We start from the raw sequence: 2,302 nt of genomic DNA on the forward strand, positions 1-2,302 counted from the left end.
CTCGAACAGGCGCACCGGGCGCAGGTTGATGTACTGGTCGAACTCGCGCCGGAACTTGAGCAGCGAGCCCCACAGCGACACGTGGTCGGGCACGGTCGCGGGCCAGCCGACGGCGCCGAAGTACAGCGCGTCGACGCCCTGCAGTTGCGCCTTCCAGTCGTCCGGCATCATCTGCCCGTGCTCGGCGTAGTAGTCGCAGCTGGCCCAGTCGATGGTGCGGCAGTCGAGCTCGAAGCCGAAGCGCTCCGCCGCGGCCTGCACCACGCGCAGGCCTTCGGGCATCACTTCCTTGCCGATGCCGTCGCCGGCGATCAGCGCGATGCGGAAGGTGGGGGTCATCTCGGTTTTTTTCATGATGCTGTCGCGGCCTTGCGGTCCATGTCGTCGAGCCAGCCCTGGCGCAGCTCGGGCACCGAACGGGCCAGCAGCTCGTAGTAGGGATGGTGCGGCCCGCGCTGGTAGTCGCAGCGCGCCACCTGCGCCAGCTTGCGGCCGTGCTGCATGACGACGATCTCGTCGCACACCGCGCGCACCGTGTGCAGGTCGTGGCTGATGAACAGGTAGGAGACGCCGAGCTCGCGCCGCAGCTCCGCCATCAGGTCCAGCACCGCCGCGGCGACCACCGTGTCGAGCGCGGAGGTCACCTCGTCGCAGAGGATCAGGTCCGGCTCGGCTGCGAGCGCGCGCGCCAGGTTGACGCGCTGCTTCTGCCCGCCCGAGAGGCCGCCCGGCAGCCGCCCGGCCACCGAGTGCGGCAGCTGCACCAGGTCCAGCAGCTCGCGGATGCGGCGCTGGAGCGGTTCGCCGCGCAGTCCCTTGTAGAACTCGAGCGGACGCGCCAGGATGCGCTCGATGGTCTGCGAGGGATTGAGCGCCGTGTCGGCCATCTGGAACACGATCTGGATGCGGCGCAGCTCATCGCGATCGCGCTGCTGCAGCGTCGGCTTGAGCTCGCGGCCGCGGAACAGCACGCTGCCGTGGCTGGGCTTCAGCAGGCCGGCCACCGCGCGCGCCAGCGTGGTCTTGCCGGAGCCCGACTCGCCGATCACGCCGATCGCCTGGCCGCGATGCAGCTTGAGATCGATGTCCTGCAGGATCGGCATGGCCGGACGCCCCTGCGCATCCACCGGGCCGTAGCCGGCCGAGAGCTGCTGCACATGGAGCAGCAGCTCGGGGTCGTCGTTCGCCGCCTTGCCCGATTCGCGCGTCGCGGGCCGCGCCGCGGCCAGCAGGCACTTGGTGTAGTCGTCGGCCGGCGCGGTGAGGATCTGACCGGTGGCGTTCAGCTCGCGCATGCGGCCGTTGCGCAGCACCAGGATGTGGTCCGCCATCTGCGCCACCACCGCGAGGTCGTGGCTCACGTACACCGCGGTGGCGCGGCGCTCGCGCACCACGCGGCGGAAGGCGCGCAGCACCTCGATCTGCGTCGTCACGTCGAGCGCGGTGGTCGGCTCGTCGAGGATCACGAGCTCGGGGTCGCCGATCAGCGCCATCGCCGCCATCAGCCGCTGCAGCTGGCCGCCGGAGACCTGGTGCGGGTAGCGCGCGCCGATGGTTTCGGGATCGGGCAGCGCCAGCTCGCGGAACAGCTGCACCGCCTTCGCCTCCGCCTCGGCCCGCTTGCACAGGCCGTGGATGACGGTCGGCTCGACCACCTGGTCCATGATCGTGCGCGAGGGATTGAAGGAGGCAGCCGCGCTCTGCGCGATGTAGGAAACCGTGCGGCCGCGCAGCGAGCGCTGCTGCGCCGCATCGAGCGCCAGCACGTCGGTGTCGCCGATCTGCACGCGGCCGGCCGAGATCCGGCAGCCGTGGCGTGCATAGCCCATCAGCGCCAGCGCGGTGGTGGTCTTGCCGGAGCCCGACTCGCCGATCAGCGCCAGCACTTCGCCGGGCTGCACGGAGAAGCTCAGGTTGTCGACCAGCGTGCTCGCGCCGGCGCAGATGCTCAAGTTGTTGACGATCAGCGGTGCGCCCATCATCTTGCTCCTCGTTCGCGGGCAGTGCGGCCCGGCAGGTTGTCGATGACCAGGTTGACCGCGATGGTCAGGCTCGCGATGGCCAGCGCCGGCACGATCACCGAGGCGCCGCCCATGGCCAGCGCGCCGATGTTCTCGCGCACCAGCGAGCCCCAGTCGGCGGCAGGCGGCTGGATGCCCAGGCCGAGGAAGCTCAGGCTCGCCAGCAGCAGCACGACGTAGACGAAGCGCAGGCCCAGGTCGGCCAGCATCGGCCCGATGATGTTGGGCAGGATCTCGCGCAGCATGATGTAGAGCGTGCCCTCGCCGCGCGTGCGCGCCAC

General features: G+C 70.5%; 3 protein-coding genes. All 3 read right to left on the bottom strand.

Annotated elements, in window-relative coordinates; genetic code table 11:
* On the bottom strand, positions 1-339 hold a 339-nt coding region (locus AC3A6B_RS29720; RefSeq protein WP_487840223.1), incomplete at its 3' end, for an isocitrate/isopropylmalate family dehydrogenase.
* A gap of 11 nt (positions 340-350) precedes the next feature.
* Entirely contained in the window at positions 351-1,979 is a 1,629-nt protein-coding gene (locus tag AC3A6B_RS29725) for an ABC transporter ATP-binding protein (RefSeq protein ID WP_487840224.1), read from the bottom strand.
* A partial coding sequence (locus AC3A6B_RS29730) for an ABC transporter permease subunit (protein WP_487840225.1) occupies positions 1,979-2,302 on the bottom strand: 324 nt, incomplete at its 5' end. The genes AC3A6B_RS29725 and AC3A6B_RS29730, both read right to left, overlap by 1 nt.

The organism is Variovorax sp. Soil_C_33 (assembly GCF_057656935.1).